This is a genomic window from Stenotrophomonas sp. ASS1, from assembly GCF_004346925.1.
Taxonomy (GTDB): Bacteria; Pseudomonadota; Gammaproteobacteria; order Xanthomonadales; family Xanthomonadaceae; genus Stenotrophomonas; species Stenotrophomonas maltophilia_A.
In genome coordinates this window covers 1,581,341-1,605,519 of record NZ_CP031167.1, presented here as the reverse complement: position 1 = coordinate 1,605,519, position 24,179 = coordinate 1,581,341, and the positions used below count along the sequence as shown (strand labels likewise).

At 66.4% G+C, this 24,179-nt stretch carries 26 protein-coding genes; 4 read left to right on the top strand and 22 right to left on the bottom strand.

Annotation, left to right across the window (positions count from 1 at the left end; all coding sequences use genetic code 11):
• Nucleotides 1-78: 78 nt before the first annotated feature.
• The 10 genes from alaS to folP form a co-directional block, all read right to left on the bottom strand.
• Nucleotides 79-2,727: an alanine--tRNA ligase gene (alaS, locus tag MG068_RS07550; RefSeq protein WP_107432328.1), complete on the bottom strand. Its 2,649-nt coding sequence runs from the start codon at nt 2,725-2,727 to the stop codon at nt 79-81.
• Between the two features lie 109 nt (nt 2,728-2,836).
• Nucleotides 2,837-3,328, bottom strand: a complete 492-nt coding sequence (recX, locus tag MG068_RS07545) for a recombination regulator RecX (protein WP_005409024.1) — start codon at nt 3,326-3,328, stop codon at nt 2,837-2,839.
• 110 nt (nt 3,329-3,438) lie between these two features.
• Nucleotides 3,439-4,476 carry a recombinase RecA gene (gene recA / locus MG068_RS07540; RefSeq protein WP_005412937.1) on the bottom strand — a complete coding sequence of 346 codons (1,038 nt, stop codon included), beginning with the start codon at nt 4,474-4,476 and terminating at the stop codon, nt 3,439-3,441.
• A 204-nt stretch (nt 4,477-4,680) separates the two neighbouring features.
• Complete coding sequence (lexA, locus tag MG068_RS07535; RefSeq protein ID WP_005412936.1) at nt 4,681-5,316, bottom strand: transcriptional repressor LexA; 636 nt, start codon at nt 5,314-5,316, stop codon at nt 4,681-4,683.
• Between the two features lie 220 nt (nt 5,317-5,536).
• Nucleotides 5,537-7,219 carry a 2-polyprenylphenol 6-hydroxylase gene (gene ubiB / locus MG068_RS07530; protein WP_132811120.1) on the bottom strand — a complete coding sequence of 561 codons (1,683 nt, stop codon included), beginning with the start codon at nt 7,217-7,219 and terminating at the stop codon, nt 5,537-5,539.
• Nucleotides 7,220-7,253: 34 nt separating this feature from the next.
• Nucleotides 7,254-7,748, bottom strand: coding sequence for a CinA family protein (locus tag MG068_RS07525; protein WP_010484249.1), 495 nt, complete (start codon nt 7,746-7,748; stop codon nt 7,254-7,256).
• Between the two features lie 122 nt (nt 7,749-7,870).
• Entirely contained in the window at nt 7,871-9,181 is a 1,311-nt protein-coding gene (hflX, locus tag MG068_RS07520) for a ribosome rescue GTPase HflX (protein ID WP_032128411.1), read from the bottom strand.
• A gap of 14 nt (nt 9,182-9,195) precedes the next feature.
• On the bottom strand, nt 9,196-9,471 hold the full coding sequence (hfq, locus tag MG068_RS07515) for an RNA chaperone Hfq (RefSeq protein WP_004152891.1): 276 nt from the start codon (nt 9,469-9,471) through the stop codon (nt 9,196-9,198).
• Nucleotides 9,472-9,567: 96 nt separating this feature from the next.
• Nucleotides 9,568-10,521: a tRNA (adenosine(37)-N6)-dimethylallyltransferase MiaA gene (gene miaA / locus MG068_RS07510; protein ID WP_132809786.1), complete on the bottom strand. Its 954-nt coding sequence runs from the start codon at nt 10,519-10,521 to the stop codon at nt 9,568-9,570.
• Nucleotides 10,521-11,417 (bottom strand): dihydropteroate synthase, encoded by an 897-nt coding sequence (folP, locus tag MG068_RS07505; protein ID WP_132809785.1) that lies wholly within the window; start codon nt 11,415-11,417, stop codon nt 10,521-10,523. The genes miaA and folP overlap by 1 nt, the downstream gene beginning before the upstream one ends.
• A 199-nt stretch (nt 11,418-11,616) precedes the next feature.
• Between folP and MG068_RS07495 the strand changes: the two genes are divergently transcribed.
• A protein-coding gene (locus MG068_RS07495) for an IS3-like element ISStma2 family transposase (protein WP_132809301.1) occupies nt 11,617-12,968 on the top strand; the annotation gives its coding sequence in 2 pieces (ribosomal slippage) (nt 11,617-12,064 and nt 12,064-12,968; 1,353 coding nt in all).
• 525 nt (nt 12,969-13,493) lie between these two features.
• Here MG068_RS07495 and MG068_RS07485 read toward each other — a convergent pair.
• The 3 genes from MG068_RS07485 to rlmE form a co-directional block, all read right to left on the bottom strand.
• Nucleotides 13,494-13,679: a hypothetical protein gene (locus tag MG068_RS07485; protein WP_005409016.1), complete on the bottom strand. Its 186-nt coding sequence runs from the start codon at nt 13,677-13,679 to the stop codon at nt 13,494-13,496.
• Between the two features lie 102 nt (nt 13,680-13,781).
• On the bottom strand, nt 13,782-15,716 hold the full coding sequence (gene ftsH / locus MG068_RS07480) for an ATP-dependent zinc metalloprotease FtsH (protein ID WP_005409015.1): 1,935 nt from the start codon (nt 15,714-15,716) through the stop codon (nt 13,782-13,784).
• A gap of 69 nt (nt 15,717-15,785) precedes the next feature.
• Nucleotides 15,786-16,418: a 23S rRNA (uridine(2552)-2'-O)-methyltransferase RlmE gene (gene rlmE / locus MG068_RS07475; protein WP_005409014.1), complete on the bottom strand. Its 633-nt coding sequence runs from the start codon at nt 16,416-16,418 to the stop codon at nt 15,786-15,788.
• Nucleotides 16,419-16,483: 65 nt separating this feature from the next.
• Here rlmE and yhbY point away from each other — a divergent pair, with 65 nt between their 5' ends.
• Both yhbY and MG068_RS07465 read left to right on the top strand, forming a co-directional pair.
• A complete protein-coding gene (gene yhbY / locus MG068_RS07470; protein ID WP_004152868.1) occupies nt 16,484-16,789 on the top strand; it encodes a ribosome assembly RNA-binding protein YhbY in 306 nt (101 codons plus the stop codon).
• A 13-nt stretch (nt 16,790-16,802) separates the two neighbouring features.
• On the top strand, nt 16,803-17,177 hold the full coding sequence (locus MG068_RS07465; RefSeq protein ID WP_049421498.1) for an Mth938-like domain-containing protein: 375 nt from the start codon (nt 16,803-16,805) through the stop codon (nt 17,175-17,177).
• A 27-nt stretch (nt 17,178-17,204) separates the two neighbouring features.
• Here the strand turns inward: MG068_RS07465 and MG068_RS07460 are convergent, their stop codons facing one another.
• From MG068_RS07460 to surE, 5 genes are all read right to left on the bottom strand, one after another.
• A complete protein-coding gene (locus MG068_RS07460) occupies nt 17,205-17,693 on the bottom strand; it encodes a hypothetical protein (RefSeq protein WP_107432325.1) in 489 nt (162 codons plus the stop codon).
• 174 nt (nt 17,694-17,867) lie between these two features.
• Complete coding sequence (locus MG068_RS07455; RefSeq protein ID WP_107432324.1) at nt 17,868-18,653, bottom strand: peptidoglycan DD-metalloendopeptidase family protein; 786 nt, start codon at nt 18,651-18,653, stop codon at nt 17,868-17,870.
• Complete coding sequence (locus MG068_RS07450) at nt 18,650-19,264, bottom strand: YqaA family protein (protein WP_014036746.1); 615 nt, start codon at nt 19,262-19,264, stop codon at nt 18,650-18,652. Before MG068_RS07450 ends, MG068_RS07455 begins: the two co-directional genes overlap by 4 nt.
• 18 nt (nt 19,265-19,282) lie before the next feature.
• On the bottom strand, nt 19,283-19,960 hold the full coding sequence (locus MG068_RS07445; protein WP_010485977.1) for a protein-L-isoaspartate(D-aspartate) O-methyltransferase: 678 nt from the start codon (nt 19,958-19,960) through the stop codon (nt 19,283-19,285).
• Nucleotides 19,957-20,736 carry a 5'/3'-nucleotidase SurE gene (surE, locus tag MG068_RS07440; RefSeq protein ID WP_132809783.1) on the bottom strand — a complete coding sequence of 260 codons (780 nt, stop codon included), beginning with the start codon at nt 20,734-20,736 and terminating at the stop codon, nt 19,957-19,959. Before surE ends, MG068_RS07445 begins: the two co-directional genes overlap by 4 nt.
• A 209-nt stretch (nt 20,737-20,945) precedes the next feature.
• On the opposite strand from surE, the gene MG068_RS07435 reads away from it, so the two are divergent.
• Nucleotides 20,946-21,485, top strand: coding sequence for a Smr/MutS family protein (locus tag MG068_RS07435; protein WP_032130120.1), 540 nt, complete (start codon nt 20,946-20,948; stop codon nt 21,483-21,485).
• Between the two features lie 83 nt (nt 21,486-21,568).
• Here the strand turns inward: MG068_RS07435 and truD are convergent, their stop codons facing one another.
• Genes truD through ftsB form a run of 4 tightly spaced genes read right to left on the bottom strand, consistent with a single transcriptional unit; the run spans nt 21,569 to nt 24,177 of the window.
• A complete protein-coding gene (truD, locus tag MG068_RS07430) occupies nt 21,569-22,600 on the bottom strand; it encodes a tRNA pseudouridine(13) synthase TruD (protein WP_132809782.1) in 1,032 nt (343 codons plus the stop codon).
• Entirely contained in the window at nt 22,597-23,094 is a 498-nt protein-coding gene (gene ispF / locus MG068_RS07425) for a 2-C-methyl-D-erythritol 2,4-cyclodiphosphate synthase (RefSeq protein ID WP_005409005.1), read from the bottom strand. Before ispF ends, truD begins: the two co-directional genes overlap by 4 nt.
• 34 nt (nt 23,095-23,128) lie before the next feature.
• Entirely contained in the window at nt 23,129-23,827 is a 699-nt protein-coding gene (gene ispD, locus MG068_RS07420; RefSeq protein ID WP_049400377.1) for a 2-C-methyl-D-erythritol 4-phosphate cytidylyltransferase, read from the bottom strand.
• Nucleotides 23,824-24,177, bottom strand: coding sequence for a cell division protein FtsB (gene ftsB, locus MG068_RS07415; RefSeq protein WP_032130117.1), 354 nt, complete (start codon nt 24,175-24,177; stop codon nt 23,824-23,826). The genes ispD and ftsB overlap by 4 nt, the downstream gene beginning before the upstream one ends.
• Between the last annotated feature and the right edge of the window lie 2 nt (nt 24,178-24,179).

The following is a 24,179-nucleotide window of genomic DNA, read 5'->3' as shown; positions in this document are numbered from 1 at the left end:
TACCACGACAAAGGGAAAAGATTCGCAATGGTACCGTCAGCCGTCCCGCTCCTACAAGGAGGGGGACGGCCAGGTTCATCACAGGCGGGGGCTGACCCATTCGACGACTGCAGCCAGCGCAGTGGCAAGGGCGGGCCCGTCCTCGCCACCACCCTGGGCGAGGTCCGGGCGTCCGCCGCCCTTGCCCCCGATCTGACCGGCGATATGGGACAACAGTTCCCCGGCCTTGACCTTGCCCATTGCGCTGCCGTTCACACCCGCGACCAGGGCGGCCTTGCCGTCCTGGGCGCCAGCCAGCACGACCACCGCATCGCCCAGCTGCTGCTTCAGGCGGTCCATGGCGTCACGCAGGGCCTTGGCATCGAAGCCCTCCAGACGGGCGGCCAGCACCTTCACACCGGCAACCTCGACCGCCTGGCCGGACAGGTCGGCGGTAGCACCGGCGGCAACCTTGGCCTTCACGGCTTCCAGTTCGCGCTCCAGCTGCTTCTGGCGCTGGCCGAGGGCACGGATCTTCTCGACCACGTCGGCAGCGCTGCCACCGAGCAGGTCGGCGGCTTCGGCCAGGCGAGCCTCTTCGGCGTCCACGTAGTCCAGGGCGCCCTGGCCGGTGACCGCTTCGATACGGCGCACGCCAGCGGAGACACCGCCCTCGGAGGTGATCTTGAACAAGCCGATGTCGCCGGTGCGGTTGACGTGGGTACCGCCGCACAGCTCGGTGGAGTAGTCACCCATCTTCAGCACGCGCACGTGTTCGCCGTACTTCTCGCCGAACAGGGCCATCGCGCCGAAGTCCAGCGCTTCCTGCATGGCCATGGTGTGCACTTCGGCAGCGTTGTTGGCACGCACCTGCTGGTTGACCTTGCGCTCGATCACGGCCAGCTCTTCCGCGCTGATCGGCTGGAAGTGCGAGAAGTCGAAGCGCAGGCGATCCGGCGCCACCAGCGAGCCCTTCTGCTGCACGTGGGTGCCGAGCACTTCGCGCAGGGCGGCGTGCAGCAGGTGGGTGGCGGAGTGGTTGAGGATGGTGGCGCCACGGCGCTCGCCATCGACCTGGCCGGACAGCACATCACCGACCTTCAGGCCGCCTTCGGACAGGGTGCCGACGTGGCCATGGAACTGGCCGGCGAACTTCTGGGTGTCCTCCACCGCCAGGCGCACGCCGTTGCCGGTGAGCACGCCGGTGTCGCCGACCTGGCCGCCGGACTCGGCGTAGAACGGGGTCTGGTTGGTGATCACGATGACCGCATCACCGGCATCGGCCGACTGCACCGGACGACCGTCCTTGAGCAGGGCCAGCACGGTCAGGCCGTCGGCCTGCAGGCGGTCATACCCCAGAAACACGGTCGGGCTGAGGGTCGCCACCAGCTCGGCAGGCAGGGTCACGCCACCGCCGAACTTGCCGGCCGCGCGCGCGGTTTCTCGCTGCTGCTCCATCGCCGCATCGAAGCCGGCGATGTCGACGGTCAGGTCGCGCTCGCGGGCGATGTCCTGGGTCAGGTCGAGCGGGAAGCCATAGGTGTCGTACAGGCGGAACGCGTCAACACCCGGGATCACACCATTGCTGGCCTTGCCCGCGACGTCCTCGAAGATCTTCATGCCGGCATCGAGGGTTTCAGCGAAACGCTCTTCCTCGGCCTGCAGCGCACGGGTGACGGTATCCACCGCCGCCGGCAGTTCCGGATAGGCCTCGCCCATCTGCTCGACCAGGGTCGGCACCAGCTTGCTGAAGAACGGCTGGCGCACACCCAGCATCCAGCCGTGGCGCAGGGCGCGGCGGATGATACGGCGCAGCACGTAGCCGCGGCCTTCGTTGGACGGCAGCACGCCGTCGACGATCAGGAACGAGCAGGCACGGATGTGATCGGCGATCACCCGCAGCGACTTGTTCTCCAGATCGGCGGTACCGGTCAGTTCGGACGCCTTGCGGATCAGCGCCTGGAACAGGTCGATCTCATAGTTGGTGTGCACGTGCTGCAGAATCGCCGCCAGGCGCTCCAGGCCCATGCCGGTATCCACGCACGGTGCCGGCAGCGGCACCAGGGTGCCATCCGGCTGGCGGTCGAACTGCATGAACACCAGGTTCCAGATTTCGATGAAGCGGTCGCCGTCCTCATCCGGGGAGCCCGGGGGGCCGCCGGCGATATGGTCACCGTGGTCGTAGAAGATCTCGGTGCACGGGCCGCACGGGCCGGTGTCGGCCATCTGCCAGAAGTTGTCCGAGGCGAACGGTGCGCCCTTGTTGTCGCCGATGCGCACGATGCGCTCTTCCGGCACGCCAACCATGTCGCGCCACAGCGCGTAGGCCTCGTCGTCGGTCTGGTAGACGGTGACCAGCAGGCGCTCGGCCGGCAGCTTCCAGACCTGGGTCAGCAGCTCCCAAGCCCAGGCGATCGCGTCCTTCTTGAAGTAGTCGCCGAACGACCAGTTGCCCAGCATTTCGAAGAAGGTGTGGTGGCGTGCGGTGTAGCCGACCTGGTCAAGGTCGTTGTGCTTGCCGCCGGCGCGCAGGCAGCGCTGCACGTCGGCCGCGCGCACGTAGCTGCGCTTCTCCGCGCCAAGGAACACGTCCTTGAACTGCACCATGCCGGAGTTGGTGAACAGCAGGGTCGGATCATTGCCCGGCACCAGCGGCGCCGACGGCACGATGGTGTGGCCTTTGCCCTTGAAGAATTCAAGGAAGTCGCTGCGGATCTGGGAAGTCGTGAATTTGGCGGATGCGTTCATTGGGGGCTGGCAGTCTGCGGGCCGGCGGACCCGGACCACCGGCCGCGTTGGCCAGGGTCGCGAGGGACCGCCGAAAACCTAAAGGGTATCAGGCCCGGCGCCGCCAGTCTCAGTCATCCGGGTCGTAGCGGGTTGCGCGGCGGATGCTGTCGCCGTCGAAGCCCCGTCGGGCCAGCAGATCGGCGGCCTTGCGCCGCTGCGTCAGGTCCTGCGGGCCGGCCTCGCCAAAGCGTCGGCGGACCAGATCACGGGCGTTTTCCTGCCAGTCGCCTTCGTAGCTGTCCATCGCTGCGGCAATCGCGGCACTGTCCAGGCCGTGGGTCCCCAGCTCGGCGCGGACATGGATCGGCCCATAACCGGTGTTGGCGCGCATCCTCACCAGGTTCTCGGCAAAACGGGTGTCGTCCTGCCAGCCGGCCTCGGTCAACTTGGCGACAGCGGCCTGCGCGGCTTCGTCTTCGATGCCACGGGCGGTCAGCTTGCGGGTGAGTTCCTTGCGCGAGTGCTCGCGGCGGACCAGCAGGCCCAGCGCCCGTTGCACGGGGGTCTGCTCACGCGGCCGGCGCTTGCGGCCGGTCGGAATGTCTTCGGCGTCGGACATGGGTACTCCAAGGGTGGCGCCATCCGTGGCGCCCAGCCCATCCCTGGGCGATTCGAACCTGCGGGACAGGGCGACGTCACTGACGGCGCCACCCTGCCCCACAGCAAGCCTTATTCGTCTTCGCCTTCGTCGTCGCCTTCCTCGCGGGCCGCTTCGGCCGGCTGGAATTTCTCGCGCAGCTCGGCCTCGAGCTTGGCGGCGACAGTCGGGTTGTCGCGCAGGTAGCCGCGGGCGTTGTCCTTGCCCTGGCCAATGCGTTCTTCACCGTAGCTGTACCAGGCGCCAGCCTTCTCGACCAGCTTGGCATCCACACCCATGTCGATCAGCTCGCCTTCACGGCTGATGCCTTCGCCATACAGGATCTCGGTGATGACCTGCTTGAACGGAGGTGCCAGCTTGTTCTTGACGACCTTGATCTTGGTCTGGTTACCGATGATCTCGTCACCCTTCTTGATCGCGCCGATACGGCGGATGTCCAGGCGGACCGAGGCGTAGAACTTCAGCGCGTTGCCACCCGTGGTGGTTTCCGGGCTCTGGCCCGGCATCATCACGCCGATCTTCATGCGCAGCTGGTTGATGAAGATCACCAGGGTGTTGGAGCGCTTGATGTTGCCGGTCAGCTTGCGCAGCGCCTGGCTCATCAGGCGCGCCTGCAGGCCTGGCAGCTGGTCGCCCATCTCGCCTTCGATTTCGGCCTTCGGGGTCAGCGCGGCAACCGAGTCGATCACCAGGATGTCGACCGAACCCGAACGGACCAGCATGTCGGCGATTTCCAGCGCCTGCTCACCGGTATCCGGCTGCGACAGCAGCAGGTCGTCCACGTTCACGCCCAGCTTGGCGGCGTAGATCGGGTCCAGCGCGTGCTCGGCGTCGATGAAGGCCGCGGTACCACCCATCTTCTGGCATTCGGCGATGGCCTGCAGGGTCAAGGTGGTCTTGCCCGAGGATTCCGGCCCGTAGATCTCAACGACACGGCCCTTCGGCAGACCACCAATGCCCAGCGCGATGTCGAGCATCAGCGAACCGGTCGGGATGGCTTCGACGGGCTCGACCACGCGGTCACCCATGCGCATCACCGAGCCCTTGCCGAACTGCTTTTCGATCTGGCCCAGAGCTGCAGCGAGGGCGCGCTTCTTGTTCTCGTCCATCGGATTGGTCCTTGCAGAGGTCGTGTCGTTGGAGGTGCTGTCTTTGGGGGTCTTCTTTGCCATGGGTTCACTTTAAGTCGGACGTATCGCACAGGCTGAGATTCTGCCCGGCGCTCTGAAAAGAATTATCGGACATCCGTACCAACCTCAGTGGAACCAGAGAATCGCCACAAAAGACCGCGGGGTAATGCGCTATGGAACGGGTCAACGGTTGGGCCGCAGCAGGCCGCAATAGAGGCCCTCGATAGCGAAGTCCTGATCCGGCAGTACCTCGATCGGCTTGTAATCGGGATTGCGCGGCAGCAGGCGGATGCGATCCTTGGCGATCTTCAGCAGCTTGACCGTGATCTCGTCATCGATGCGGGCCACCACGATCTGCCCGGAATGGGCGTCGCGGGTGCGATGCACGCCGATCAGGTCACCGTCGAAGATGCCCTCGTCGATCATCGAATCGCCCTGCACCTTCAGCAGGTAGTCCGGCGCGGGCGAGAAGAACACCCGGTCCAGCACCACGAAATCGTCCGAGCCGATATCGGCGCCGATTGGCAGGCCCGCCGCAACCCGGCCGAGCACCGGCAGGCGCAGCACACTGTCGGGGAGGCCCGGCTCGGCCAGCTTCTCGACCGGCGGTGCCTGTACCAGGCGGATGCCGCGGGCCTGACCCGGGATGCGACGGATCGCACCGGCCTGCTCCAGGGCTTCCAGGTGGTACTGGGCCGCGCGCACGCCCTTGAAGCCGAACGCACGTGCGATTTCAGTCTGCGAGGGCGGCGCGCCTTCGCTCTCGATACGCTCGGCGATCAACTGCAGGATCGCCTGCTGGGTGTCGGTCAGGTCCATGGTTAGTAGTATTACTACTAATGAGCGGGACTGCAAGTGGCGGGGGGCGACACGGCGACAGCTGTAGTGCCGAGCCGAGCTCGGCAATCCGCGCCGGCTCGGCCCGGCTGGCAGAGGCAGAAGCAAAGGCGAGAGCAAAAGCAGCCGACCAGCGGTCGGCTCTACAGGAATCGCTGCGCGATTCCGCGGTTCCCGGGGAGAACCGCTGCGGTAAACACACTTATGTGTGTTTACCGCTTCTCCATATCGAAAACAGGATCCACACGCCGCAGAAGCCGGCGCCGATGAAACCGCACACGCCCAGCGCCAGCAGCCAGCGGCTGGAAACGCCACCAACGCTGTGCATCACGATCGACGAGCCGATGATCAATGCAGCGGTGACGATGCCCATCACCAGCCGGTTCGCGGCGCGGTTCACCTGCTCGCCGAAGCCCTGCAGCGCGCTGGTTTCCACCTTCAGCTGCAGGCGCCCACGGCGGGCTGCCTGGACCAGCTTGCGCAGGTCGCGTGGCAGTTCGCCGGCGAAGTCGACCAGGCCCAGCAGGCTGCGGCGGCCGCGCTTGAGCAGGGCCCTGGGCGCATAGCGCTGCAGCACCACCCGTTCCAGGAACGGGCGCGCGGCACTGGCCATGTCGAAATCAGGGTCCAGCTGCCGCCCCATGCCTTCCAGGGTCAGGAACGCCTTGATCATCAGCGCCAGGTCGGCCGGCAGGGTCAGGCTGTAGCTGCGCAGCAGCTGGGTGATGTCGCCCAGCATCAGACCGATGCGCAGGTCCTTCAGCGGCACGCCACGGTACTGGTCGACGAACTGGCTGATGTCGTGCTGCAGCCGGTTCTCGTCCACTTCCACGCCGCCGGCCCAGTCCAGCAGCACGTCGGCCACACCCTGCGGGTCCTGCTCGACCAGCCCGTGCAGCAGCTGCGCGACCTGGAAACGACGCACTTCGGACAGCGCACCGACCATGCCGAAATCGATCACACCGATGCGGCCGTCACGCAGGTAGATGATGTTGCCCGGGTGCGGATCAGCGTGGAAGCTGCCGTCCTCCAGCACCATCTTCAGCACGATGTCCGCACCGCGTCGCGCCAGTTCGCGCCGGTCCAGTCCTGCCGCATCAACGCCAGCCAGATCACGCCCTGGAATGCCGTCGACGAAGTCCTGCACGTTCAGGCTTTCGCAGGTCCACTGCCAGTGCACGCGGGGAATCAGGATATCGTCTCGGCCTTTGAAGTTGCGCGCGATGCGCTCGGCATTGCGGCATTCGGCGGCAAAATCCAGCTCGCGACGCAGCGACACGGTGAACTGCTGCACCACCTCGGCCGGGCGGTAACGACGCAGGTCCGGAAGCCGGGCTTCAACGATTTCGGCCAGGCGGGCCAGCAGCCGCAGGTCGGCCTCGACCACATCGCGGATGCCGGGGCGACGCACCTTCAGCACCACCTCGCGACCGTCATGCAGGCGCGCGCGGTGGGCCTGCGCCAGCGAAGCGGCGGCCATCGGGGTTTCATCGAGGAAGGCGAACACTTCTGAAGGCGATGCGCCAAGATCGGCCTCGAGCTGCTCACGGATATCCGCGTACGGCAGCGCCGGTACTGCGTTCTGCAGTTCAGAGAGCTCGGCGATCCATTCCGGCGGCAGCAGGTCGACGCGCGTCGCCAGCACCTGGCCGAGCTTGACGAAGGTCGGGCCGAGATCCTGCATCGCGCTGCGCACGCGCACCGGCGCGGTCATCCGCAGCAGTTCCTGCCGCTCCTCGTTCCAGTGCAGCAGGCGCCCTGCCCGCTCCAGCGTGCTGGCCAGGCCGATGCGCCGCACCACATCGCCGAAGCCATAGCGGATCAGGACGACGGCGATTTCCTGCAGTCGGCCCAGGTCACGGACCGTGCCCAGCGTTTCCCACATCATGCGTGCTCCGGACGATTACCGGAGCAGCATGTCACAGCTGGGCGTCGATACCGCGCAATGCCGCCGCCACGGTTTGCCGGCGGATGGCTTCGCGGTCGCCATCGAACTGGAACAGCTCGGCACGGGCATAGCCGCCGCGGCGCTTCCAGCCAATCCAGACGCTTCCGACCGGTTTGTCCGGGCTGCCGCCACCAGGACCGGCGATGCCGGTCACCGCCACCGCGATGCCGGCACCGGAATTGACCAGCGCGCCGGACACCATTTCCAGCACGGTTTCGCGGCTGACCGCACCGAACTGCTCCAGGGTCTGCGCACGCACGCCCAACAGGCGCTGCTTGGCCTCGTAGCTGTAGACCACCATGCCGCAGTCGAAGAACGCCGAGGAACCGGCGATATCGGTCATGCACTTGGCGATCCAGCCACCACTGCAGCTTTCAGCGGTCACCAGCTGCAGCGAAGCCTGCTGCAGGCGCTGCCCGAGCGCGGCGGACTGGGCATTGAGTTCAGCGTCGGTGGGAATGGACATCGGCATGACGGTGGGGTGAAGAACCTGCACGTTGTACCGCAGATGACAGCTGGATGTCGCGTCCCTCCGGCACGGTTACGCTGCCGGCCAGCGGCCGGCACTACCGGGCATGGGCCGCTACCTCACCACTCCGGCAGTTTCTCCGGCAGCAGCGCCCGGATCGGCGCGCCGTCGGCACTGGCGGCCAGCTTTTCGGCTTCGGCAATCGGCAGGTCGACCTGCAGCAGCCAGCCGTCTTCGTCGGCCTGCTCGCTGCGGATCACTTCCAGCTGGTGCAGGCGCGCACGCAGGCGGCCGGCATCCGGCGGCAGGCGCAGTTCGCCGGTGACATGCTGCAGGCCCAGGCGCTTGCCCAGCACCGCCTGCAGCAGCTCCAGGCCCTGCCCGTCACGCGCGGAAATCCACACCCGCTCGCGACGCGACTCATCCGGGATACCGTCCTGGCCATCGTGGCGGACGTCAGCGCCCTCGATCCGGTCGATCTTGTTGAACACCAGCAACTGCGGCAGGTCACCGGCACCGACCGCGGTCAGTACCTCGTCGACCTGGGCGATGCGCTCCTCGCGGTGCGGATCGGCGGCGTCGACCACATGCAGCAGGAAATCGGCCTCGCGCGCCTCGGACAGGGTCGAGCGGAAGGCAGCGACCAGGTCATGCGGCAGATCGCGGACAAAGCCGACGGTGTCGGCCAGCACCACGTTGCCGCCCGGCACCGCGATGCGGCGCACGGTCGGGTCCAGCGTGGCAAACAGCTGGTCGGCGGCATAGGCCTCGGCGCCGGTCATGGCATTGAACAGGGTCGACTTGCCGGCGTTGGTGTAGCCGACCAGGGCCACGCGCGGCAGCTCGCTGCGCACGCGCGCACGGCGCATCTGGGTGCGCTGCACTTCCACCTTTTCCAGCCGCTTCTGCAGCTGCTCGACCCGCTTCTGCAGCAGGCGGCGGTCGGTTTCCAGCTGGGTTTCACCCGGGCCGCGCAGGCCGATCGAACCGCCGCGCTGGCGCTCCAGGTGGGTCCAGCCGCGCACCAGCCGCGTGGCCAGGTGACGCAGCTGCGCCAGCTCGACCTGCAGCTTGCCTTCGTGGCTGTGCGCACGCTGGGCGAAGATGTCCAGGATCAGGCCGGTTCGGTCGATCACCCGGCGCTCCAGGAACCGTTCCAGGTTGCGCTCCTGGCCCGGGCTCAACGCATGGTTGACCAGGATCAGGTCGGCACCGCTGGCGTCGGCCGCAGCCTTGATCTCGTCCAGCTTGCCGCTGCCGATCAGGGTCGACGGATTCGGACGGTCCAGGCGCGCGGTGATCGTCGCGGCGATGCTGGCCCCAGCCGAGCGGGCCAGATCACCGAATTCTTCCAGCACATCGTCTTCCAGCTTGCCGAAATGGGGCTGGATCAACAAGGCGTGTTCGCCCTTTTTCGAGCGGTCAAACATTCACCGCTCCGGTATTACTCGTCTGCTTCATCACCTGCCTGACCACCTTCACCCGACTGCACGTAACCACCGCCCGGACCGACCTTCACGTTGCGTGCCGGAACGACCGTGGAAATGGCGTGCTTGTAGACCATCTGACTGACCGTGTTGCGCAGCAGGACCACGAACTGGTCGAACGACTCGATCGTGCCCTGCAGCTTGATGCCGTTGACCAGGTACACCGAAACCGGCACGCGCTCGCGCCGCAGTGCGTTCAAGAAAGGATCCTGCAGCGATTGCCCCTTGGACATTGCACACTCCTGATTATTGTTCTTATTGGGTTGCCGACGGTTGCCACGGCCCCCGAGCCGCCCGCCGACCGATGATGTTACACGGCTGGCGGGGGTTCAGCGTGCGACGAAGGTCGACACCGCGCCGGCCAGGCGCTCCCCATCGACATGGGGGTCGAACCAGCGCGCATCAAGCTCGCCGCGCAGCCAGGTCAGCTGGCGCTTGGCCAGCTGCCGGGTGGCGAAGATCGCCTTGTCACGGAAACGGGCGGCATCACCCTCCCCGTCCAGGTATTCCCAGGCCTGGCGATAGCCAACCGCGCGCACCGCCGGCAGGTCCAGCGGCGCCGTCACGGCGGCCATTTCCGGCATTGCACGCAGTGCCCGCACCTCGTCCAGGAAGCCCTGCGCCAGCATGGCGTCGAAGCGCGCCTCGATGCGCTGGTGCAGCACCGCGCGGTCACGCGGCGCCAGGATCAGCTTGAGGGTGCGCACCGGCAACGGCGCCACGCCCGGCCGGCGCTGCCATTCAGTGATGGGGGTGCCGGTCAGGCGATAGACCTCCAGCGCCCGCTGGATGCGCTGCGGGTCGGTGGCATGGATGCGTGCCGCTGCTGCTGGATCGACCTTGGCCAACTCTGCGTGCAGCGCCGCCCAGCCACGCTCGGCCGCCTCGGCGCTGAGCGCTTCGCGCGTCGCCGGATCGGCCTCGGGCATCGGCGACAGGCCCTGCAACAGGGCGCGGAAGTACAGGCCAGTGCCACCGGCCAGGATCGGCATCTTGCCGCGTGCCACGATGTCGGCCACGACCCGACCGGCATCGGCGGCGAATTCGGCTGCCGAGTAGGTCTGCCAGGGATCGCGCAGGTCCAGCAGATGGTGCGGCGCCTGCGCACGCTCTGCCGCATCGGGCTTGGCCGAACCGATATCCAGGTGGCGGTACACCAGCGCCGAATCGACGCTGACGATCTCGCCATCCAGCTGCTTCGCCAGGGCGATCGCGGTGGCGGTCTTGCCACTGGCGGTCGGCCCCATCACGGCGATCGCCAGTGGCCGCCGGTCGATGCCCATCAGTCTTCGTCCGGCCAGCGGATCGTCGGCGTGGCGTCGGCGCGCGGCGTCGGCACCGCCTCGACTGCTTGCCAGATCTTCAGCGCATCGACGGTGGCCGCCACGTCATGCACGCGCACGATGCGCGCACCACGCTGCACCGCAATCAGGTGCGCGGCCACCGAAGCCGCCACGCGTTCGGACGGCGTGTCGCGGCCGGTCAGTTCCCCCAGGCTGCGCTTGCGCGACAAGCCGGCCAGCATCGGCACGCCCAGTTCCAGGAAGCGCTCGGAGCGCGCCAGCAGGGTCATGTTGTGGGCGGTGGTCTTGCCGAAGCCGAAACCGAGATCGATCAGCAGGTTCTTCTTCGCGATGCCGGCCATTTCTGCAGCGAACAGGCGCTGCACCAGGAAACGGTGCACCTCGGCGACCACGTCATCGTAGTGTGGGTCAGCCTGCATGTGGCCCGGCTCGCCCTGCATGTGCATCAGCACCACCGGCACGCCGGTTGCAGCGGCGGCGTCCAGCGCCCCTTCCTGGCGCAGGCCGTAGATGTCATTGATCATGCCCGCGCCGACGGCCACGGCCGCACGCATCACCTCCGGCTTGAAGGTGTCGATGCTGATCGGAACCTGGGTTCGGGCGGCCAGCTGCTCGATCACCGGAATCACGCGGCGCAGCTCGTCCTCGATCGATACCGGCGCGGCGCCCGGGCGGGTCGATTCGCCGCCAATATCGAGCAGGTCCGCACCCTCCTCGACCAGCTTCAGGCCATGTGCGACCGCGGCCTCGGTAGTGTCGTGCGCGCCGCCATCGGAGAACGAATCCGGGGTGACGTTGACGATGCCCATGACCCGGGCACGGTCGAGGCGCAGGATGCGGCCGGCGCAATCGAGCTGGGGCGAGGTATCGAACATGGGCAATCCTGCAGGGACAACGGCGGGTAGTTTAGTTCGGCAGGGCGGCGCCCTGCACCCGCAGAGGCAACAGCAATAGCCGGAGCAACAGCAGGTTTGCTGAGGAATGGCGGGGTGGGTCCGGTTGCGGGAGACGCCGTGAACCCATCCATGAAGTGACCCCCGGGAGTTGGACGCTAGATCCAACCCCGAGGGATACATGAACAAATACGACGCGCGTTTCAAACTGCAGGTCGCCAAAGAGGCCTGCAAGACCTCCACATCGGTCAAAGCCATTGCCCGTCGCCACGGCCTGGAGTTCTCCACGGTCAGGCGCTGGGTGGCGACCTATCGGCTGCATGGTTGGCGGGGATTTCATCGCCAGGCCCGGTCCTATGACCTCCCGTTCAAGCTGGCTGTCCTGGAGAAGATGAGCCAGGACGGCCTGTCCGGGCGCGAGGCCACCACCTACTTTCAAATTGGCGATGCCGGCGCGGTGGGGCGATGGCGGCGCCTGTATGCTCAAGGCGGTGCCCAAGCGTTGGCACCCCCTCCGCCGCCGCCCCGAAAGCCGATGAAGAAGACCCGTTCGTCCAAGCCGCCTGAAGATATGAGCCGCGATGAGCTGCTCAAGGAAGTCGCCTATCTGCGTGCGGAGACCGACTACCTAAAAAAACTCGATGCCTTGATCCGGGAAGAGCAGGCGGCGCAGGACGCAAAGCGCAAGCCGTCCAAGGATTGAGGCAGGTTCATACGCTGTCGCTTCTGCTCGAAGCAGCTGAGCTGTCACGCAGTACGTTCTATTACCAGAACCATGTCCTGGCCCATCCGGATCAGGATGAGGCAGCCCTGTGCGAGCGCATCCGTGCAATCTACGATCAAAGCCAAGGGCGCTATGGCTATCGCACGGTGACGCTGGAATTAGCCAATCAGGGTCATCGGACCAATCACAAGCGGGTTCAGCGCCTGATGGGGGAGATGGGGCTGAAATCGCGGGTGCGTGTGAAGCGCTACCAGGCCTTCAAGGGGGCGGCCAATGTTGTGGTTGGCAATGACCTCAATCGCCAGTTCCATGCCGAGCGGCCCAACCAGAAGTGGGTGACTGACGTGACCGAGTTCAAGGTGCAGGGCATGAAGCTATACCTGTCGCCGATCATGGACCTCTACAACGGCGAAATCGTGGCTTATCAGATCAAGCGTCGGCCCGTATTTGATCTGGTGGGTCAAATGCTGGAGGAGGCCATCAAGAAGCTTTCCCCGGATGAGCGCCCCATGATCCACTCCGACCAGGGCTGGCAGTACCAGCATGAAAACTACCGGCACATGCTGGAAAAGCACTCGTTGAAGCAAAGCATGTCCCGGCGCGGCAACTGCCTGGACAATGCGGCGATGGAGAGCTTCTTTGGAACGCTGAAGTCGGAATTCTTCTACCTGAACAGCTTTGACAGCCTCGAGAGTCTGGAGGCTGGGCTGGTGGAATACATCCAGTACTACAACGAAGAACGCATCAAACTGAAACTGAAAGGTCTGAGCCCGGTAAAGTACCGGGAGCAGGCCCAATCGGCCGCCTGACCCCGTCCAAGTCTCGGGGGTCACTTCACCATGGGGGCTTGGCCGCGGCATCCATGCCGCGGACACTCCCGCAACCGGACCCACCCCGCCTTCGACAGTTGCTCGCGAGCTGCCGGAGTGACTCTTGGGGTCAGATCCGTTTTCCTACGGAAAACGGATCTGACCCCATTCTTGTACATCGATATCTGACAGATGTGTCGACCAAGGTCGACACCTACCAACAGCTCCCGGAATCTGTCAGAGGTGGGGCGGTGTCGGATGGCGGGGTGTCAGCCGCATGGGCCCGAGGCATGCCTCGGGCGGGTTGGGCAGGACGCCCAACCCCGGTCTTGCCGTGTGCGCAGGAATGCGCACGCGAGCAAGCGGCTGCCAAGCTTACAGGGACGTACTTGCAGCGCCCCCGCACTCCGACACCGCCCCGCCATCCTACGGAAAGCCCGCTGTTGCTGTTGCTGTTGCTGTTGAGGTTGCCGGCCAGCGGCCGGCACTACCACGGGTGCAGGGCGCAGCCCTGCCGACACCCCCTCAACGGCGGCGGCGCTTGCGGTCCACGTACAGGGTCTTGGCAATGCTCAGCACGATGCCGACTCCGATGCCCACCACGCAGCCCAGCAGCAGGTTGTCGGCCCCCAGGCCCACACCCACGCCGACCACGGTGGCGATCACCATTTCGGCAGTGTGGGAAATCGGTTCGGGCTTCGGGGCGGACATGCGGGCTCCAGCGTCAGATCGGATCTTCGGGATGGGCCAGTGGCCCGGAAACAACGAAGCCGGGTTGCCCCGGCCTCGCCTGGTGTCACCTGCAGCGGGCCGTCAGTGCGATTCGGCCGGGCCTGCGATCGGCGGCAGCGGACGGGCGTCGCCGCCCTTGTCGTTGCCGCCATCCTTGTTCGACTTGCTCCAGCCCGCCGGCGGCGGCGGATCGCGGCCTTCCATGATCGCGTCGATCTGCGGCGCGTCGATGGTCTCGTACTGCAGCAGCAGCTGCGACATCGCGTGCAGCTTGTCGATGTTCTCGGTCAGCAGCTGGGTCGTGCGGGCGTAGGCCTTGTCGAGGATGTTGCGCACTTCCTCGTCGATCCGGCGCGCCGTGTCGTTGGACACGCTCTTGTGCTGGGTCACCGAACGGCCCAGGAACACCTCGTCGTCCTCTTCGCCATAGGCGATCGGGCCGAGCTGCTCGGACAGGCCCCACTTGGTGACCATGTTGCGGGCCATCTTGGTGGCACGCTCGATGTCGTTGGAGGCGCCGGTGGTGACCTTGTCCTCGCCGAAGATCAGCTCTTCAGCGACGCGGCCGCCGTACAGCGAGCACAGCTGCGACTGGATCGCCACGCGGTTCATCGAGTACTTGTCGCCTTCCGGCAGGTACATGGTCACACCCAGCGCGCGGCCGCGCGGAATGATGGTCACCTTGTAGACCGGGTCGTGCTCGGGCACCAGGCGGCCGACGATGGCGTGGCCGGCCTCGTGGTACGCGGTCAGGGTCTTCTCGTCCTCGCTCATGGCCATCGAGCGGCGCTCGGCACCCATCAGGATCTTGTCGCGGGCACGGTCGAAGTGGTCCATGCGGACTTCCTTCTCGTTGCCACGCGCGGCGAACAGGGCCGCCTCGTTGCAGAGGTTGGCCAGGTCCGCACCGGAGAAGCCCGGGGTACCACGCGCGATCACCATCGGCTCGACGTCGTCAGCCAGCGGCAGCTTGCGCATGTGGACCTTGAGGATGTGCTCGCGGCCCTTCACGTCCGGCAGGCCGACCACGACCTGGCGGTCGAAACGGCCCGGGCGCAGCAGCGCCGGGTCCAGCACGTCCGGACGGTTGGTCGCAGCGATCACGATCACGCCTTCGCCGCCTTCAAAACCGTCCATCTCGACCAGCAGCTGGTTCAGGGTCTGCTCGCGCTCGTCGTGACCGCCGCCCAGGCCGGCGCCACGGTGGCGGCCGACGGCGTCGATTTCGTCGATGAAGATGATGCACGGCGCGTGCTTCTTGGCCTGCTCGAACATGTCACGCACGCGGCTGGCGCCGACGCCGACGAACATTTCCACGAAGTCCGAACCGGAGATCGAGAAGAACGGCACCTTGGCTTCGCCGGCGATGGCCTTGGCCAGAAGCGTCTTGCCGGTACCCGGCGGGCCCACCATCAGCACGCCGCGCGGAATCTTGCCGCCCAGCTTGGTGAACTTGGACGGGTCGCGCAGGAAGTCGACCAGTTCGCCCACTTCTTCCTTGGCCTCGTCGCAGCCGGCGACGTCGGCGAAGGTGACCTTGATCTGGTCTTCGCCCTGCAGCTTGGCGCGCGACTTGCCGAAGGACATCGCGCCCTTGGCACCGCCGCCACCGCCCTGCATCTGGCGCATGATGAACAACCAGAAGCCGATGATCAGGATGACCGGCAGGAAATTCATCAGGATCGCGCCGAGGGAAATGCCGCTGGACGGCTCCTCCTGCACGATCTCCACGTTCTTGGTACGCAGCACGTTGATCAGGTCACGATCGAACGGCGCGGTGATGGTGGAGGACTGACCACCGCGGGTGGTGTAGGTCAGCTGGCTGGTGCCGCCACGCATGTCGCCGCCAAAGGCGACCTTCTGCACGTTGCCGCTGTCCACCTGGTCCAGGAATTGCGAGTAAGACGCGCCCTGCGCGCCGGCCCCGGAGGACTTCGGCGAGAAGCTCTGGAAGACCACCATCAGCACGACGGCGACGACCACCCACAGCAGGAGGTTCTTGGTCAAGTCGTTCATCCTCATTGGCTCCGGTGTTCCTCTCAGTGCTGGCGTTGCGTTGGGGTCGAACTTGCGTACGTTGCGAGCTTACTTCATGTGGGCGCGTTTTCCCTGACCCAAGGCATACACCTCGGGAGAGCGCTTGCGCGACGCTTCCGGCTTGCGGATGGAGACCTTGTCGTACCGGCGGCGCATGTCGCGCACGTAGTCGTCAAAGCCCTCACCCTGGAACAGCTTGATCAGGAACGCCCCACCGGTCTTCAGGTGGTTGTCGGCAAAATCCAGGGCCAGCTCCGCCAGGTGCATCATCCGCGGCTGGTCGACCGCGCCTACACCACTCTTATTGGGGGCCATGTCCGACAGCACAAGGTCTACCGGCTGATCCCCGAGCATGGCTTCAAACTGCGATAGAACGGCTTCTTCCCTGAAGTCACCATGAAGGAACTCCACGCCGGCCAGCGGCGGCATGTCCAGGATGTCCAGCGCCAGCACGCGACCGGTGTCGCCGATCTGTCTCCGCACCTGCTGAGACCAGCCGCCCGGGGCGGCACCGAGGTCGACCACCACCATGTGCGGCTTCAGCAACCGGTCACGTTCCAGCAGCTCTTCGAGCTTGTAGGCGGCGCGCGAGCGCATGCCTTCGGCCTGGGCCTTCTTCACGAAGGGGTCGGAGAAGTGTTCCTTGAGCCAGCGCTGGCTGCTTTTGCTGCGGGTAGCCATTGAAAATAGGGGCTGATGGGGTCCTCATGATACCCTGATCGCCCCATTCAACCGTGTTTTCCTGCATGTCCATCGCCCTGACCGCCTCCCAGACCCGTTTCCTGCGCGGCCAAGCCCACGACCTGAAGGCCCTGCTGCAGACCGGCGGCAAGGGTGTGACCCCGGCCTTCATCGCTGAGCTGAACGAAGTGCTGGAGCGCCACGAGCTGGTCAAGGTGAAGGTCGCTGCTGAAGACCGCGACGCCCGTGACGTGATGATCGGCGAGATCGTCGAAGCCACAGAAAGCGCGCTGGTGCAGCGCATCGGCCACGTCGCCGTGCTGTACCGCCCGAGCAAGGAACAGCGCCAGATCGTGCTGCCGCGCGGCTGATCGCCCTACTGCCATGCAGCTGAACCACGAACCGCCGGATTACGCCTATAGCCTCCGTGCCGCCGATGGCCGCTCGGCCAAGGTGAATGACCAGGCGCTGGGCAGCAGTTTCTTCCTGACCCCGGACCAGCTGGTCTCGCAATGGCCGGTGGTGAGCGCCACTGCGCTGCAGGTGGCTGACCTGGAGCCGATCCTGGCGCTGAATCCGGCGCTGATCGTGCTCGGCACGGGTGACCGCCAGGTATTCCCGCCGGCAGTGGTGATGGCTGCCTGCCTGTCACGCGGCATCGGCCTGGAAGTGATGAACAATCCGGCCGCCGCGCGCACCTTCAACATCCTGGCGGGCGAAGGCCGCAAGGTCGCGGCCGCTTTCATTCTGGAAGGCTGAGGTCGAGGCGTCGGGCGCGCCCCGGCGCTAGCCGCCAGAAGCGGTGCAGCGGAAGGCCGAGAACTGCTTCAGCCGCCCGATCAGGTTGCCGCCCTGGCCCCAGCGGATGTCCATGACCTTCCAGTCCTGACCCTGCCTTTGCAGCAGGACACGGTCGGTCCAGCGATAGTCGCCTATCGCCATTTCGACGAGCACCCAACTGCCATCGCCGCTCGTCGCGGGCAGCCCCACCTTTACCGTTTCCGGCCGATCCGGCGCCATGAGATACGGGCTCTGGTCCAACATGTGCGGCTTCTCGTCATGCGCGGCCAGCACCGCACAGGCCCGCTCGTAAGCGCGCTGCGCATCGATGGCTGAGCGCAGCGCATCGCCCAGCAACGGCGGAATGGTCGCTTCGTCCGAAGCCGGCGCCTGGACGGCCGCGTAAAGACGGGTGACCACGTCGCGCGGATCGCTGGCTGCGGAGGCCAGCGGCGCGACGATGAGCAACGCGAGAGTGGAAGCAGGACGGAGCATGGGGCACCGGATTGACTGGGACCGCTCAAGAATGCCGGGTATCCCGTCCGCCGTGAAGGTGAGCCTGCGACACACAAGATCGCAAATGACCACTCTGCGGTACCCGGATCGAGCATGGCTCGCCTCTACGGGCCAGGAACGCCGGGCATGGCCCGGCGCTATCGCATCTGACGATCAGCGTGCCGGCAGGTACTGCTGCGGGTCGACCGGCTTGCCGTTGTAGCGAATCTCGAAGTGGACCATGTCGCGGTTCGCACCGGTACGGCCCATTTCGGCGATCTGCTCACCGGCCTTCACGCTCTGGCCTTCATTCACCAGGCGCTTGCGGTTGTGGCCATAGGCCGACAGCCACTGGTCGCTGTGCTTGATGATGATCAGCTCGCCGTAGCCGACCAGGCCGGCGCCGGAATACACCACCACGCCATTGGCGGTGGCCTTGACCGCCTGGCCGCTGGTGCCGGCGATGTCAACGCCCTGCTTGGTCGCATCACCAGCCACGTAGCGGCCAACGATGGCGCCATCAGCCGGCCAGCGCCAGGCGATGTTGCTCTTCACCGGACCGACCGGCGCCGGGGCCGGCGTGGTACTGCCGCCACTGCTGCCACCGGAACGCGGCGGGGTGACCACCGTGGTGGGCGCGCGACCGCCGCTGGCACCGGCCGGATACAGCCGGATCACCTGCCCCGGATAGATCGTCGAGGGGTTGTCCAGGCTGTTCCAGGCAATCAGGTCGCCCGGGGTGATGTCATGGATGCGGGCCAGCGCATAGATGGTGTCGCCCTTGCGCACCACCACGGTCTGCCCCGGCTTGGGTACCGAGGTCTTCGGCGTGGTCACACCGCCGCCGGTGCTGCCACCACCAGGACGAACCACGGTGGCGGTGCCGCAGGCGGCCAGGGTGGAAACCAGCAACGCCAGCGCGCCGATGCGCACTCCCTTGCTCAGACGATCAGGACTCATGCGAACTTCGACCTCCATACAAGCCAGGCGATCAGCACCACCACCAGCGCGGTGGCGATCCAGCCCAGCGGTTCAATCCAGCGACGCAGTGCCGCTTCAGCACGCGCACCACCGATACGGATGACCGCAGCCAGCACGAACACGCGCTTGCCACGACCGATCAGCATGCTCAACAGGTACTGCGGCATCGGTACACCGACGATACCCGATGCCCACGTGAAGACCTTCATCGGGATGGGCATGAATCCGCCCAGCACCAGGAAGGTGAACACTGCCCACGGCGACTCGGCCATCTTCGCCTGCACGGTGGTGATGCCCTGCTCGATGGCCGGCAGCATGCCCAGCGCTTCGAACAACGGCTTGATCGCCTCGAAGGCGTAATGACCCAGCGCGTAGCCAACCAGTGCACCGACCATCGAGCCGGCCAGGCTCAGGGTGGCGAACCACCAACCGCGCTTGGGCTGGGCCACGCACATCGGCGCCAGCATCACCTCCGGCATCACCGGGAAGATGATCGCCTCGAAGAAGCTCAACACCGTCAGGTAGGTGGGCGCGCGTTCGTGCGCCGCCCACTTCATCGCCCGCTCGTACAGCGGCCCGAAAATCTTCATGCAACCCTGCTCCGTGGATTAGTCGAGCATGCCAGACAGCAGCGGCACGAACGTGACCGGCGCCAGCACGTGTTGTTCGATGCTGCCGTCGGCCTTGCGGTCCAGCTGTACCAGCGACTGCGCCCCGGGGCCACCGACCGGCGCCACCAGGCGGCCGCCCTCGGCCAGTTGCTCGATCAGGGCGTCGACCAGTGCCGGCGCCGCCGCAGTGACCACGATGGCATCGAATGGACCGTGCTCGGCCCAGCCGACGCGACCGTCGTCATGCTTGGTGCGGATGTTCATGCCCAGTGCACGGAAGCGCTTGCGGGCCTGCCGCAGCAGATCACCGATGCGCTCCACGGTGTAGACCTCCAGGCCCAGCGCACCGAGGATGGCGGCCTGGTAACCGGAACCGGTGCCGACTTCCAGCACCCGTTTCGGCGCGACCTGGAGGACCGCCTCGGTCATCCGCGCGACCACCCAGGGCTGCGAGATGGTCTGGCCGTGGCCGATCGGCAGCGCGGTGTCTTCATACGCACGCGAGGCCAGTGCCTCGTCGATGAACAGATGGCGCGGCACCACCCGGATCGCATTCAAGGTCGGCTCGTCAACGATGCCGGCTTCGCGCAGGCGGTCGACCAGGCGGTCACGCACACGCTGCGAGGTCATGCCGATACCGACGGCTTCCGGTTGCAGGCGCAGGCGTGGACTCATGCCGGCTGGTCCAGCGCGGCACTGAGGCCGCCGACCCAGCTGGCCACTTTCTCCAGTGCCTGGTAGCGGGTCAGGTCCACCTGGATCGGGGTGATCGAGATATGCCCGGTGCGCACCGCATGGAAGTCGGTACCGGGGCCGGAGTCCTGCTCACGGCCGGCCGGGCCGATCCAGTACACCTCGTTGCCGCGCGGGTCCTTCTGCGCGATGCAGCCTTCGGCGCGATGGCGGTTGCCGAGGCGGGTGACCTCGAAGCCCCTGACCTCGCTCCACGGCAGATCAGGCACGTTGACGTTGAGGATGGTGTCAGCCGGCAACGGATCGGCCTTGAGCCGGGCAACGATCTCCACCGCAGCGCGCGCGGCGGTCTCGAAATGTTTCGGATCGTGGTTGCGGGTAACCAGCGAGACCGCCACCGCCGGCAGCCCGAGGAAGCGACCTTCCATCGCCGCCGAGACGGTGCCGGAGTAGATCACGTCATCGCCGAGGTTGGCGGCATTGTTGATGCCGGACACGACAATGTCCGGTTCGAACTCGAGCAGCCCGGTCAGCGCCAGGTGCACGCAGTCGGTCGGAGTGCCGGCCACCGAGACGGTGTAATGGTCGATGCGCTTGAGGCGGATCGGCAGGTCCAGGGTCAGCGAATTGCTGGCGCCGGAGCGATCACGGTCGGGCGCGACCACCGTGACTTCGTGTCCGGCCTCGCGCAGCACCGAAGCAAGCATCCGGATGCCTGCGGCGTCGACGCCATCGTCGTTACTGACCAGGATTCGCATCTTCGATTTAACCGCTTGATTTTCCAAGAATTCGATTCCGTCACCGTGCAGTGTGGGCGGGACCGCCGTACTCCCCTGCGGAAGCCGTCGACCCTGCAAGGGCATCGTCTATTGTGCCGCATGCGAGCCGCCGGTCCTACCCTGTCGGCGGTCATGACCGACATCGAACCGTCATAGGCAGAGATGCGCCGGCGGTTTACCCTGTGCGCATGTCGCACCCTGAAGACGAAGATCCGGCCGCATTGTTCCGTGCGGCCATCGGCGAAGTGACGCCGCTGCGCAAGGATGCCGAGCCGGCGCCTGCCGCGCCCCGGCCGAAGCCGCGCGCGCGCATGGCCGAACGTGACGAGGCCGAAGCCGCCGGCGAATTCGCCCGGCTGCTGCGCGACAGCACGCCGCTGGAAGCCGGCGACGTGGCCAGCTATCGCCGCGACAACCTGCCACCACGCTTGTTCCAGCGCCTCAAGCGTGGCCAGTACTCGGTGCAGGACGAGCTGGACCTGCACGGCGCCACTGCGTCGCAGGCGGAGGCGCTGCTGCGCCAGTTCCTGCTGGAAGCGCATGCACACGACTATGGCTGCGTGCGCATCATCCACGGCAAGGGCCTGCAGTCCGATGGCGGTGCACCGGTGCTGAAGAATCTGGTCGATCGCCTGCTGCGGCTGCGCAACGACGTACTGGCGTTCCATTCGGCGCCGACCGGACAAGGCGGCACCGGCGCGGTGCTGGTGCTGCTGGCCCGTAGATGAAAAAGGGGACGGAGGGAATTAAGTCGTTTGTGGCACAAACGACTTAATTCCCTCCGTCCCCTTTTTCTGGTCCCCTTTTTCTGTCAGGCCTGCGAGGCGTCCTCGACGGGGCCGAGTTCGTGCAGTACGGCGGTGGCGTAGCAGCCTGGCGGCAGCGCGAATGACAGCTCCAGCACGTCTTCGGCCAGCCACTGGTGCTGCAGCAGCGCCGGGCGCAGGCGCAGCGCGCGGCGCTCCTGCTTCAGGCGCGCGTCTTCCAGGCCGGCCCGCAGCGCCTTCGATTCCTCGTCGTCCAGCGCGGCCAGCTCCAGCTCGCGTGCCGCATCGGTGCTGCGCAGCTCGCCTTCACCCCACAGCGGCGCGCTGGGATGGATGTCGAAACGCGCCAGGCGCTCGGCCAGCACGTCGGTGTACGGCTCGGGACCGAACACGCTGCGGCTGCCATTGAGCATCCAGACTTCGCCTTCCAGCGGCTGGTCCCAGTTGCCCTGCTCCACGCGCGCGGCCAGCACGCGGTTGAACAGCGCCGAACGAGCGGCTGACAGCAGCAGCGATCGCTGTTCCTTGCGCATGCGGCGCCCCCCGAACATCGCCAGTGCCGCTGGCACATTGCCGCCGTCGCGGCCAAAGCGCTGCTCGCCAAACCAGTTCGGCAGGCCGCGCTCGGCAATCTGCTGCAAGCGTTCGCTGATCGCTGCGGCATCGCCCTGCACTTCACGCAGCACCAGCTTGAAGCGGTTGCCTGCCAGTGCACCGCGCTGCAGCTTGCGGTTGTGCCAGGTGGCTTCGAGCACTTCGATCTCGTCACTGGCCAGCTCGGCCAGGTCCGGCGCAATGCGCTTGGGCAGGTGCACGCTGAAACGCTGGGTGGTGACCGCATGGCGATCCTTCATGCCGGCGTAGCTCACCGCCATTTCCGGCAGGCCCGCCCACTTGGCCAGCACCTTGGCCACATGCACGGTGTTGGCGCCGCGCTTGCGGATGTGCAGCAGCAGGTGCTCGCCTTCACCGGTGGCCTCGAAGGCCGGCAGTTCGTCAACCTGGAAATCGTCCGGCGTGGTGCGGATGCGCGCCGTCAGCAACGGTGCACCAAACGCCAACGGCAGCGGGATCATGCCGCCACCAGCAGTACCACCGCCTGTGCGGCGATGCCTTCGCCACGGCCGGTGAAGCCCAGCTTCTCAGACGTGGTGGCCTTGACGCTGACCGCATCCAGCGGCAACTGCAGCAACCCACCGATGCGCTCACGCATCGCCAGCGCATGCGGACCGACCTTCGGCCGCTCGCAGATCACGGTGATGTCGGTGTTGCCGACGCGCCAGCCACGCTCGCGCAGCAGGCTGTCGCAATGGCGAACGAAATCACTGCTGTCGGCGCCCTTCCAGCGGTCGTCACTCGGCGGGAAATGCTGGCCGATATCGCCCAGCGCCAACGCGCCGAGCATCGCATCGCACAGGGCGTGCAGGATCACGTCGCCATCGCTGTGTGCGAGCACGCCGCAGCTGTGCGGCACGTTCACGCCGCCAAGCATGATGTGGTCGCCTTCACCGAAGGCATGGACGTCGTAGCCCTGGCCGATGCGGACGGGCGGGAACGGTGCGGTGCTCATGGATGCAACCCTTGCAACAGGGCCGCGCGGACGGTCAGCCGGCGCGGCGGGAAAGTACGAATTCGAACCGGTCCAGATCGGCCGGAGTGGTGACCTTGAAGTTGTCCTCGCTGCCTTCCACCAGCAGCGGGCGCTGGCCCTGGCGCTCCATGGCCATGGCCTCGTCGGTGACGTCAACACCGGCGGCCGCAGCGTCAGACAGCGCGCGGCTGAGCTGGTGGCGGCGGAACAGCTGCGGCGTCAGTGCGCGCCACAGGCGCTCGCGTGGCTCGGTGCCATCGATGCCGCCGTCGTCGCCAGCGCGCTTGAGGGTGTCGCGCACCGGCGCAGCCAGGATCGCCCCGACCGGGTCGGCACGACCGACTTCAAGCAGACGACCGAGATCGGCCAACGACAGGTTCGGCCGTGCAGCATCGTGAACCAGCACGAATTCATCGGCACGCACGGTGTCCGGCAGCGCCTGCAACCCGGCCAGCACCGAGGCGGCACGGGTCGCGCCGCCGATGCAGGTCAGCACCGGCTTGCCCGACCACTCATTCCAGCCCGGCCAGTCGGCGTCGTCCTGGCCGATCACCACCATCGCTCCGGCCACGGCGGGGTGCGCCAGCAGCGCGTCCAGTGTGTGGGCGAGCAGGATCTGCCCGCCCGCCTGCAGGTACTGCTTGGGCAGCGGTGCACCGAAGCGGGTGCCACGGCCGGCCGCAGGAACAACGACCCAGATCGCCGCGCTCATGGCACGTCTGCCGGGTGTTCGCCCGCCTGGGCAGTGACGCCGGCAGCAGGCTGCGCCGGGTGGACCGGCGCATCCTCGACCACGCGGTAGAACTTCTCGCCAGGCTTGATCATGCCCAGCTCGCTGCGCGCGCGTTCCTCGATGGCGGACTGGCCTTCCTTGAGGTCCTTCACTTCGGCAGCGAGCGCGTCGTTGCGCTGCTGCAGACCCTCATTGTCCCGCTCCTGGTTGGCGACCTGGGCTTCGAGCATCATCACTTCACCCGAGTTGCCCGGACCGAACCAGAAGCGGTACTGCAGCCAGCCCAGCAGCAGGGCCAGCACCAGCAGCATCCAGCGCCAGTCGCGCATCG

Bases quoted from the DNA above. Each gene is read 5' to 3' on its own strand.
- MG068_RS07525 (WP_010484249.1), bottom strand. From the start codon at position 7,748: ATGTCCATTCCCACCGACGCTGAACTCAATGCCCAGTCCGCCGCGCTC.
- hfq (WP_004152891.1), bottom strand. From the start codon at position 9,471: ATGTCCAAGGGGCAATCGCTGCAGGATCCTTTCTTGAACGCACTGCGG.
- folP (WP_132809785.1), bottom strand. From the start codon at position 11,417: ATGTTCGATACCTCGCCCCAGCTCGATTGCGCCGGCCGCATCCTGCGC.
- MG068_RS07465 (WP_049421498.1), top strand. From the start codon at position 16,803: ATGCAGCTGAACCACGAACCGCCGGATTACGCCTATAGCCTCCGTGCC.
- alaS (WP_107432328.1), bottom strand. From the start codon at position 2,727: ATGAACGCATCCGCCAAATTCACGACTTCCCAGATCCGCAGCGACTTC.
- MG068_RS07435 (WP_032130120.1), top strand. From the start codon at position 20,946: ATGTCGCACCCTGAAGACGAAGATCCGGCCGCATTGTTCCGTGCGGCC.
- MG068_RS07445 (WP_010485977.1), bottom strand. From the start codon at position 19,960: ATGAGTCCACGCCTGCGCCTGCAACCGGAAGCCGTCGGTATCGGCATG.
- hflX (WP_032128411.1), bottom strand. From the start codon at position 9,181: ATGTTTGACCGCTCGAAAAAGGGCGAACACGCCTTGTTGATCCAGCCC.
- ubiB (WP_132811120.1), bottom strand. From the start codon at position 7,219: ATGTGGGAAACGCTGGGCACGGTCCGTGACCTGGGCCGACTGCAGGAA.
- MG068_RS07460 (WP_107432325.1), bottom strand. From the start codon at position 17,693: ATGCTCCGTCCTGCTTCCACTCTCGCGTTGCTCATCGTCGCGCCGCTG.
- rlmE (WP_005409014.1), bottom strand. From the start codon at position 16,418: ATGGCTACCCGCAGCAAAAGCAGCCAGCGCTGGCTCAAGGAACACTTC.
- lexA (WP_005412936.1), bottom strand. From the start codon at position 5,316: ATGGACCTGACCGACACCCAGCAGGCGATCCTGCAGTTGATCGCCGAG.
- MG068_RS07485 (WP_005409016.1), bottom strand. From the start codon at position 13,679: ATGTCCGCCCCGAAGCCCGAACCGATTTCCCACACTGCCGAAATGGTG.
- ispF (WP_005409005.1), bottom strand. From the start codon at position 23,094: ATGAGCACCGCACCGTTCCCGCCCGTCCGCATCGGCCAGGGCTACGAC.
- recX (WP_005409024.1), bottom strand. From the start codon at position 3,328: ATGTCCGACGCCGAAGACATTCCGACCGGCCGCAAGCGCCGGCCGCGT.
- yhbY (WP_004152868.1), top strand. From the start codon at position 16,484: ATGTCCATCGCCCTGACCGCCTCCCAGACCCGTTTCCTGCGCGGCCAA.
- ispD (WP_049400377.1), bottom strand. From the start codon at position 23,827: ATGAGCGCGGCGATCTGGGTCGTTGTTCCTGCGGCCGGCCGTGGCACC.
- truD (WP_132809782.1), bottom strand. From the start codon at position 22,600: ATGATCCCGCTGCCGTTGGCGTTTGGTGCACCGTTGCTGACGGCGCGC.
- MG068_RS07450 (WP_014036746.1), bottom strand. From the start codon at position 19,264: ATGAAGATTTTCGGGCCGCTGTACGAGCGGGCGATGAAGTGGGCGGCG.
- ftsB (WP_032130117.1), bottom strand. From the start codon at position 24,177: ATGCGCGACTGGCGCTGGATGCTGCTGGTGCTGGCCCTGCTGCTGGGC.
- surE (WP_132809783.1), bottom strand. From the start codon at position 20,736: ATGCGAATCCTGGTCAGTAACGACGATGGCGTCGACGCCGCAGGCATC.
- MG068_RS07455 (WP_107432324.1), bottom strand. From the start codon at position 18,653: ATGAGTCCTGATCGTCTGAGCAAGGGAGTGCGCATCGGCGCGCTGGCG.
- miaA (WP_132809786.1), bottom strand. From the start codon at position 10,521: ATGGGCATCGACCGGCGGCCACTGGCGATCGCCGTGATGGGGCCGACC.
- ftsH (WP_005409015.1), bottom strand. From the start codon at position 15,716: ATGAACGACTTGACCAAGAACCTCCTGCTGTGGGTGGTCGTCGCCGTC.
- recA (WP_005412937.1), bottom strand. From the start codon at position 4,476: ATGGACGAGAACAAGAAGCGCGCCCTCGCTGCAGCTCTGGGCCAGATC.